Source organism: Methylobacterium sp. WL116, assembly GCF_008039455.1.
Lineage (GTDB): Bacteria > Pseudomonadota > Alphaproteobacteria > Rhizobiales > Beijerinckiaceae > Methylobacterium.
Window position 1 is genome coordinate 1 of sequence record NZ_VRUV01000168.1, and the last position, 8,477, is coordinate 8,477.

The 8,477-nt window shown below is 71.2% G+C and carries 8 protein-coding genes and 1 pseudogene; 4 read left to right on the top strand and 5 right to left on the bottom strand.

Features of this window, described 5'->3' with window-relative positions; translation table 11 throughout:
* Positions 1 to 1,657 (top strand): adenine deaminase C-terminal domain-containing protein (locus FV223_RS13785; protein ID WP_147727581.1); only part of this gene is annotated, 1,657 nt, incomplete at its 5' end.
* Here FV223_RS13785 and rutD read toward each other — a convergent pair.
* The 4 genes from rutD to rutA are packed head-to-tail and all read right to left on the bottom strand — an operon-like array spanning position 1,626 to position 4,681.
* Complete coding sequence (gene rutD / locus FV223_RS13790) at positions 1,626 to 2,393, bottom strand: pyrimidine utilization protein D (protein ID WP_147727582.1); 768 nt, start codon at positions 2,391 to 2,393, stop codon at positions 1,626 to 1,628. The two genes, FV223_RS13785 and rutD, sit on opposite strands and share 32 nt — an antisense overlap.
* Positions 2,393 to 2,812: a pyrimidine utilization protein C gene (gene rutC / locus FV223_RS13795; protein ID WP_147727583.1), complete on the bottom strand. Its 420-nt coding sequence runs from the start codon at positions 2,810 to 2,812 to the stop codon at positions 2,393 to 2,395. Before rutC ends, rutD begins: the two co-directional genes overlap by 1 nt.
* 25 nt (positions 2,813 to 2,837) lie before the next feature.
* On the bottom strand, positions 2,838 to 3,581 hold the full coding sequence (gene rutB, locus FV223_RS13800; RefSeq protein WP_147727584.1) for a pyrimidine utilization protein B: 744 nt from the start codon (positions 3,579 to 3,581) through the stop codon (positions 2,838 to 2,840).
* Positions 3,581 to 4,681, bottom strand: coding sequence for a pyrimidine utilization protein A (rutA, locus tag FV223_RS13805; RefSeq protein ID WP_147727588.1), 1,101 nt, complete (start codon positions 4,679 to 4,681; stop codon positions 3,581 to 3,583). Before rutA ends, rutB begins: the two co-directional genes overlap by 1 nt.
* A 272-nt stretch (positions 4,682 to 4,953) precedes the next feature.
* On the opposite strand from rutA, the gene FV223_RS13810 reads away from it, so the two are divergent.
* The 3 genes from FV223_RS13810 to FV223_RS13820 all read left to right on the top strand — a co-directional run bounded on the left by FV223_RS13810 (position 4,954) and on the right by FV223_RS13820 (position 8,365).
* Positions 4,954 to 5,439 (top strand): thioesterase family protein, encoded by a 486-nt coding sequence (locus FV223_RS13810; RefSeq protein ID WP_210246704.1) that lies wholly within the window; start codon positions 4,954 to 4,956, stop codon positions 5,437 to 5,439.
* Positions 5,440 to 5,522: 83 nt separating this feature from the next.
* On the top strand, positions 5,523 to 7,283 hold the full coding sequence (gene argS, locus FV223_RS13815; protein WP_147727586.1) for an arginine--tRNA ligase: 1,761 nt from the start codon (positions 5,523 to 5,525) through the stop codon (positions 7,281 to 7,283).
* Between the two features lie 38 nt (positions 7,284 to 7,321).
* On the top strand, positions 7,322 to 8,365 hold the full coding sequence (locus FV223_RS13820; protein ID WP_147727587.1) for an SPOR domain-containing protein: 1,044 nt from the start codon (positions 7,322 to 7,324) through the stop codon (positions 8,363 to 8,365).
* On the opposite strand, the pseudogene FV223_RS13825 reads toward FV223_RS13820, so the two are convergent.
* Positions 8,344 to 8,477: pseudogene (locus FV223_RS13825) on the bottom strand (SPOR domain-containing protein); the annotation flags it as partial. The gene FV223_RS13820 and the pseudogene FV223_RS13825 overlap by 22 nt on opposite strands.

Consider the following 8,477-nt stretch of genomic DNA (forward strand, 5'->3'; position numbering starts at 1 on the left):
CGCCGGCAGCCATCGCGGCGGCGCGGCGCGGTTCGATGCGGGCGGCGGGCTGATCGCGCCGGGCCTCGTCGACCCGCATCTGCACATCGAAAGCAGCATGATCACCGCCTGCGCCTACGCCGAGGCGGCACTTCTGAACGGCACGACGACGATCGTCTGCGACAGCCACGAGATCGGCAACGTGCTCGATGCCGACGGCGTCGCCTGGATGCTGGAGGATGCCCGCGCGGCGGCGCTCAACATCTACCTCACCGTGCCGAGCACGGTGCCGGCGACGACGCCTAAGCTGGAGACCGCCGGCGGCGACCTCACCGCCGAGAAGATCGCCGCCCTGTTCGACGCCTGGCCCGAGGCCTTGGGCCTGGGCGAGAAGATGGATTTCGTCGCGGTCGCCGAGGGCGATCCCCGCGCCCACGCGATCATCGCGGCTTCGCTGTCGCGCGGGCGCCCGGTCTCGGGCCACATCTACGGCCGCGACTTCGTCGCCGCCTACGCCGCGTCCGGCGTCACCGACACCCACGAGGCGATCGACCGCGACATCGCCGACGACCTGCTCGACGCCGGCATCTGGATCTTCCTGCGCGGCGGGCCGCCGACAACGCCGTGGCACTCGCTGCCGAAGGCGATCGGCACGGTGGTCGATTACGGCGCCGCCTGGAAGCGAGTCTGCTGCTGCACCGACGACCGCGACGCCGTGGACCTCCTCGCATACGGGCTCGACTGGGTGGTGCGCGAAGCGGTGCGGATGGGCATCCCGAAGCCGGCGGCCTGGTCGATGGGCTCGCTGCACCCCGCGACGCGCTACGGCCTCGACGGCGAGATCGGCGGCCTCGGTGGCGGCCGGCGGGCCGACCTCGTGCTGCTCGACGACGACCTCGTGCCGCAATCGACCTGGTACGGCGGCGAGCTGGTGGTCGAGAACCGCACGATCACGCCGCGCCTCGACGCGGCCCTGTCGCGCCCCTACCGCTACCCGGCGCGCGCCTACGCCACCGTCCACCTGCCGGTGCCGGTGCCGTCGCTGATCCCGACGCTGCCGGAAGCCCCCTGCACCGTCAACGCGATCCGCACGACGCTGCCCGGCATCGAGCTCGTCCACGAGCGCATCACGCTCGATCCCGCCGTAGACTGGCCGACGACGCTCGCCGAGAACGATCTGTGCCACGTCGCCGTGGTGGAGCGGCATGGGCTCGGCGGCCACGCCGCGCACGGGCTGCTGCGCGCCTTCGGGCTGAAGCGCGGCGCGGTGGCGAGCAGCGTCGGCCACGATTCGCACAACCTCATCGTCGCCGGGCTGAACGAGGCCGACATGCGGGTCGCGGTCGACGCCGTCGCGGCGCATCAGGGCGGGGTCTGCGTGGTCGAGGACGGCGCGGTCGTCGCGATGGTGCCGCTGCCGGTGGCGGGCCTGCTCTCGGACAAGCGCGTCGGCGCGGTCGCCGAGGAGGTCCGCGCCCTGAAGGTCGCCTGGGAGCGGGCCGGCTGCACCATCCCCTACATGGGCTTCAACCTGATCCCGCTCTCGGTGATCCCGCAGATCCGCATCACCGACAGGGGCCTGGTGCTGGTGCCGGAGATGCGCCAGGTGCCGCTGTTCGAGCCGGCCTCGGAGAGTTTCCGCCCAATCAGAGCAGGAAGTCGAGCAGCGTCCGGTTGAAGGCTTCCGCCCGCGTGACACTGTGGGCGTGGCCGCCCTCGGCCACGAGATCGAGGCGGGCCTTGGCGAGGCCGGCGGCGAGGCGTTCGGAGGCGGTGTAGGGCACCAGCACGTCGTCGCGGGCGGCCATCACCAGGGTCTCGTGCGGGATCGCGCCGAGCCGCCCGGCAAGGGTGAAGCGCTCCAGCGCGCCGATCCGCGCGAGCACCGTCTCGGGCCCGGGGAAATGCGCCAGCGCATGCGCCTCGTCCGCCGCCACCCGCGCGGCATTCTCGGACAGCCACGGGGCGGGATAGAGGAAGATCGCCTGCGCGCGGACGAAGGCCTCGGGGCCGGCATGGTTCAGGAGCGCTTTGCGGGCGGAAAAGCACCGCAGCGTCGCGGAATCGATCGCGTCCCAGCCGTTGATCACGACGATGCGCCCGACGCGCGTCGGGTGGTTGAGCGCCAATTGCAGCGCGATCAGCCCGCCGAGCGCGTGCCCGACGACGTCCGCCCTCGCGGTGCCGGTGGCGTCGAGGACCGACAGCGCGTCCTCCGCCATCGCCGCGATGTCGTGGCCGGGCTCGAGCGGGCCCTTCGAGCGGCCGGTGCCGCGATGGTCGTAGGTCAGGACGCGGAAGTGCGGATCCAGCGCGGGCATCTGCGGCGCGAAGTAGCCCGCCATCCCGCCGAGCCCCGGCGAGAGCAGGACGGTCCGCGCGCCGTCGCCGGCGACGTCGTGATGGACCGGCATCAGACCGAGGTGTCGACGGCGAGCGCGCCGACCGGCCTGCCGACATGCGCCACAGAGGCGATCTCGACCAGCGCGTCCGGCTTCACCAGCCCGCACTGGATGCAGTAGCGCGCCGGCTTCTCGCCGGGGAAGTATTCGGCATAGACCGCGTTGATCGCCGCGTAGTCGGCCCAGTCCTTGAGGAAGACGTGGTTGAAGGTCACGTCGTCCATGGTCCCGCCGGCGGCCGCGACGACGCCCTTGATCGTCTCGAGCACGTGGCGGGTCTGGGCCGAGGCGTCTCCGACATGGACGACGTTGGCGTCGGCGTCGAGCGGCAGCGTGCCCGAGACGTAGAGCACGCCGTCGGCCAGGGTTCCGGGCACGTAGGGCGCCAGCGGCTTGCCGGTGCCGGGCGGGATCACGACGGTCTTCGGCATTGTGTTCGGGACTTTCCGTTGGCGATCACTCGGCGGCTTCGGTGCGACGCGGCTCGGCACAGAGGGCCCTCTCGAAGGCCGCCACGTCCGAGACCCAGCCGAAGAACGTCTCGATGTTGAGGAGCGCGCCCTCCTGCAGGCTCGGCGGGCCGGCCTGGTGGGTGGCGTCGGCCAGCACGATGCCGAAGTATTCGAGGAAGAACCCGTCGCGCAGGGTCGATTCCACGCAGACGTTGGTGGCGATTCCGGTGAAGACCAGGGTGCGGATGCCGCGCGCCCGCAGGGTGCTGTCGAGCGCCGTGTTGTAGAAGCCGCTGTAGCGCGGCTTGCCCATGACGATGTCGCCGGGCTGCGGCTTCAGCGCGTCGACGAGGTCGTAGTCCCAGGTGCCGCGGGTCAGCAGCCGGCTGTTCAGCCCCGGCTGCCGGCGCATGGTCTTCAGCGCGTTGGATTTGTGCCAGTTCGGCGAGCCCGGCCCCCCGGCCTCGACGTAGTCGGCGTCCCATCCGTTCTGGAACCACAGCACGACGATGCCGGCCGCCCGCGCGGCCGCGACGGCGGCGGCGATGCGGCCGATCACCGGCCCGGTCTGCGACACGTCGAAGCCGGCCAGATCGAGGTAGCCGCCCTTCGTCGCGTAGGCGTTCTGCATGTCGACGACGATGAGCGCGGTGGCCTCGGGCGCGAAGGCGATCGGCTCGGGCCGCGCGGGCAGCGTCACGCCGCCGAAGCGGCCGGCGGCGTCGCGGTATCCGGCGGGCGCCTCCATCACGCGACCTCGGAGAGCGGCGCCGCAGCCGCGGCGACGTGTCGGCGGGTCTGCATCAGCGGCTGGATCTTCTGCCCGAAATCGTCGAGCCCCTTCAGGAAATCGTCGAACACCAGCAGCACCCCGCCGGTGCCGGGCACGGTCATCACCGCGTCGAGCATCCGCGCCACGCTCTCGAACGAGCCGACGAGGGTGCCCATGTTGATGTTCACCGCCGAGGTCGGGTCGGCCATCTGGCGCACGTTGGTGTCGGCGCCGGACTTCGTGTCGGCCGCGCCCTGCACGCCGAGCCAGGCGATCGCCTCCTGGTCCGCGCCCGCCTTGTAGTGCTCCCACTTGGCGTGAGCGGCGGCGTCGGTCTCGTCGGAGATCACCATGAACAGCACGTAGGAGGAGACGTCGCGGCCGGTCTTCGCCTTGGCGGCCTCGAGGCGCGCAACCGTCGGCGCGAAGGCGGTAGGGGTGTTCACGCCCTTGCCGAAGCAGAAATTGTAGTCGGCGTAGGTTGCGGTGAAGGCCATGCCGGCCTCGCTCTGGCCGGCGCAGATCACCTTCATCGCACCTTGCGGCCGCGGGCTCAGGCCGCAATCGTCCATCTGGAAGTATTGGCCCTTGAGGTCGCTGCGCCCGGTCTCCCAGAGCTCGCGCAGGATCTGCGCGTATTCCGAGAGGTACCGGTACCGGTCGGCGAAGAAGGCGTCGCCGGGCCAGAGGCCCATCTGCGAATATTCCGGCTTCTGCCAGCCCGTGATCAGGTTGAGGCCGAAGCGTCCCTCGGAGATCGAGTCGATCGTCGCGGCCATCCGCGCCGTGATCGCGGGCGGGAAGCACAGGGTCGGCGCCGTGGCGTAGAGCTTGATCCGCGAGGTGACGGCGGCGAGCCCGGCCATCAGCGTGAACGATTCGAGGTTGTGGTCCCAGAACTCGGTCTTGCCGCCGAAGCCGCGCAGCTTGATCATCGACAGGGCGAAGTCGAGGCCGTAGCCCTCGGCCTTCAACGTCACCGCCTTGTTGAGGGCGAAGCTCGGCTTGTATTGCGGAGCATTCTCGGAGAGCAACCAGCCGTTGTTGCCGATCGGGATGAAGACCCCGACATTCATCGCTGCGGCGGGTTCGTCCATCGGCCACCTCTTCCGAACGCGACCCGACCCGCTCGCGGCGGGCCCGAGACGGGGAACGGTAACCGCTCGAACCAGCCCGTCAAATCGCGGACGCGGCTCTGCACAAAATCTCCGCGGGTTGCTCAGGCGATGCGCGCGATCCGCCCAGACGGGAAGCGATCCCGGGTGCGGATCGAGCCGCCCGGATGCGCGAAACGCCGCCCGCGATCTGGTAGACCGGGCATCACGTGCCCTGCCCGATGGACGCCGCGATGCGCGAGACGCCTGCCCCGAACGCCGCCACCCCACTCCGCGCCGCCACGAACCGGGCGTCCTATCCGCGCCACGTCCCGATCGGCACGCGCTGGGCCGACAACGACGTCTACGGGCACGTCAACAACGTGGTCTACTACGCGTTCTTCGACACCGCGGTGAACGGCCTGCTGGTCGAGGCCGGCGTGCTCGACATCGCGCGATCCCCGGTGATCGGCCTCGTCGTCGAGACCGGCTGCCGCTACCACGCGCCGATCGCCTTCCCGGACGTGGTCACCGCCGGCGTGCGCGTCGCGCGGATCGGCCGGTCGAGCGTGCGCTACGAGATCGGGCTGTTCCGCGGCGACGCCGACGAGGCCGCGGCCGAGGGCTTCTTCGTGCACGTCTACGTCGACCGCGCCACCCGCCGGCCCGTCGCGTTGCCGGAGCCGCTGCGCACGGTTCTGCAAGGGTGGACCAGCGCCGCGGAGCCGTCCCTGCCGTGACACCTCCGCCCCCCCTTGCTATGGCGCGGGGATGAGACACCGTCGCATCGTCGGGCGCCGGTGCGAGCGGATTTGACACGATCATGAACATCTTTGCCCTGTTCGAGGCGCGCGTGCGCGAGGCCGTCGAGGCGCTGGTCCGCGGCGGGACGCTGCCCGAAGGCCTCGACCTCGCCCGGGTCGTGGTCGAGCCGCCGCGCGACGCGAGCCACGGCGACCTCGCCACCAACGCCGCCCTGGTGCTCGCCAAGGAGGCCAAGACCAACCCGAAGGCGTTGGGCGAGGCGCTGGCCGCCGAGCTGCGCACGGACCCGCGCGTGGTCGGAGCCGAGGTCGCCGGCCCCGGCTTCATCAACCTGCGCCTCGCGCCCGCCGTGTTCCACGGCGTTCTGCGCGGCGTGCTGGCCGATCCCGTTGGCTATGGGCGCGGACGGATGGCGGGCGGCCGGGTCAACATCGAGTACGTCTCGGCCAACCCGACCGGCCCGATGCATGTCGGGCACGGCCGCGGGGCGGTGTTCGGCGACGCGCTGGCCAACCTCCTCGTCGCCGCCGGCCGGCAGGTGACGCGCGAGTACTACATCAACGACGCCGGCGCGCAGGTCGACGTGCTCGCCCGCTCCGCCTACCTGCGCTACCGCGAGGCGCTGGGCGAGGAGGTCGGGGCGATCCCCGAGGGTCTCTATCCCGGCGACTACCTCGTGCCGGTGGGGCAGGCGCTGGCCGAGACCCACGGCCGCGCGCTGCTCGGACAACCGGAATCCGAATGGTTGCCGGTGGTGCGCGAGACCGCCATCGCCGAGATGATGGCGATGATCCGCGGGGACCTCGCCGCGATCGGCATCCACCACGATGTGTTCTTCTCCGAGCGCACCCTGCAGGGGGAGGGCGGCGGCGCGGTCGCGGCGCTGCTCGCGGAGCTGCGCGAGAAGGGCCTCGTCTACGAGGGCCGCCTGCCGCCGCCCAAGGGGCAGGTGCCGGAGGATTGGGAGGACCGCGAGCAGACCCTGTTCCGCACCAAGGATTTCGGCGACGACACCGACCGGCCGCTGCTGAAGTCGGACGGCTCCTACACCTACTTCGCCTCCGACATCGCATACCACCGGGCGAAGTACCTCGCCGGCGCCACCGAGCTGATCGACGTCCTCGGCGCCGACCACGGCGGCTACGTCAAGCGCATGCAGGCGGCGGTGAAGGCGGTCACCGACGGGCGGGCGAGCCTCGACGTGAAGCTGTGCCAGCTGGTGCGGCTGTTGCGCGCGGGCGAGCCCGTGAAGATGAGCAAGCGCTCGGGCGAGTTCGTGACGCTCCGCGAGGTCATCGACGAGGTCGGCCGCGACGCGATCCGCTTCATGATGCTCTACCGCAAGAACGACGCGACCCTCGATTTCGACCTCGCCAAGGTGGTCGAGCAGTCGAAGGACAACCCGGTCTTCTATGTCCAGTACGCCCATGCCCGCATCCGCTCGGTGCAGCGCCAGGCACGCGAGGCGTTCCCCGACTTCGATCCCGCCGATGCGGCGGCGCTGGGTGATGCGGACTTCGCGCTGCTGTCCGATGAGGGCGAGGCCGAGATGCTGCGGCTGATCGCGCAATACCCCCGCGTGCTGGAGGCGGCCGCCGCCGCCCACGAACCGCACCGGATCGCGTTCCACCTCTATGAAACGGCGAGCAGCCTGCATAGTTTCTGGAACAAGGGCAAAGACTTGCCGCAATTACGGTTTGTTAATCCAACCGACCGAAAGTCGACTCGGGCGAGGCTGGCGCTGATCGAAGCGCTGCGAGGCGTCCTGGCATCCGGTCTCGCCGTGCTTGGCGTGAGCGCTCCGGACGCGATGCGATGAGTGCGCCCCCTAAGTCGGCGTAGGATAAGGATGCTGCCATGACGAACGCTTCGCGTGCGCCTGTCGATTTCGACGCCTTCGCGCGCGATCTGCAGCAGCCTTCGCCGGCCCCGCGGGCCGTCGAACCTGCCGCGCAGAAGCCCGACCCGCTGGCGGAACTCGCCCGCATCGTCGGCCAGGACGATCCTTTCCGCGCCCTCCTCGCCGCCCGCGACGACCGGCGCGAGCCCGCCCCCCAGGCGTCCGCCCATCGCGGCCGCCAGGAGCCGAGCTTCGGCAACGAGGCCGCCCATCATCCGAACGATTACGCCGAGCCGCAGCGCAACACCCCGGCCGACGCGTTCGACCAGTATCTCGCCTCGGTCGACCACGGCTCCGACCAGCCGGTGGCCTACGGCGACGCGCAGACCTACCAGGACGGCGGTTCCGAGGCCTACGACCAGCGCAGCCTGAAGCGGGTGAAGCCGCGCCGGCGGCTGGTCACGGTCGGCGCGGGCGTCGCCGTCGTCGTCGTCGCGGTGACCGGCGCACTGACCTACAAGGGCCTGAGCCGCGGCGGCAGCGGCGGCGGCGTGCCGGTGATCCAGGCCGACACCTCGCCGGTGAAGGTCGCGCCGAAGGTCGCCGACGGCGTCGAGATCCCGGACCAGAACCGCCAGATCTACGAGCCCAAGGCCAAGGACAGCCAGATCCGCATCGTCAACCGCGAGGAGCAGCCCCTCGACGTGGCCCAGGCCGCCCGCGCGGCGCAAGGGCAGGATCGGCCGGCACAGGATCGCGGCGAGACGGCCAACCTCACGCCGGGCTCGGCCTCGTTCGACGTGTTCGGCCAGCCGCGCAAGGTCCGCACCGTCGTGGTCCGGCCGGACACCCCGCCCCCGGCGGTCCAGCGCGAGGCCCAGGCGGAATCGTCCCCGATCTCGCCGGTCCCGACCATGACGCTGCCGGGCGACGATGCATCCGCCGCACGCCCCAAGCCCGGCCGGATGGCGGCGGCTTCGACGCCGCAGATGCCGAGCCAGACCGCGACCGCGCAGCCGCCCTCGCAGCCCGCCGCAACGCAGGCGCCGCCGGCGCCCTGAAGCTCGGTGCAGAGGCTCGTGGCTTCCGCCTTGGCCAGCGGCCCGACGCGGACCCGGAAGATCGTCTTGCCGTTGACCTCGGCCTGGCGGATCAGCTCCGGCTTGCCGGCGA